Genomic DNA, 223 nt, shown 5'->3' on the forward strand with positions numbered 1-223 from the left:
GTTCAGCTGTCCAACACTGGCAATTTGATTTGAGGCTCCTTCACCATTTTCAGTTTCATATTCCGAAACGTTATCTTGCTCCAGGTGTCCTGATGTTTCTATATCTGATACCTCCGTATTCTCTTTTTGCGAGTCTATAGTACTTTCTTCTGTTGTCGCTAACTCCATTGCATTTCCTTCTTCATATCCAGCTTCGTAATTAGAGGAATCATCTTGTTCTACT

1 protein-coding gene is annotated in these 223 nt (G+C 39.9%); it reads right to left on the minus strand.

Annotated features, from left to right (window positions below; genetic code table 11):
* A partial coding sequence (locus MR079_RS28950) for a hypothetical protein (RefSeq protein WP_242295123.1) occupies positions 1 to 223 on the minus strand: 223 nt, incomplete at both ends.

The organism is Bacillus cereus group sp. BfR-BA-01381 (genome assembly GCF_022663555.1).
GTDB lineage: Bacteria > Bacillota > Bacilli > Bacillales > Bacillaceae_G > Bacillus_A > Bacillus_A pacificus.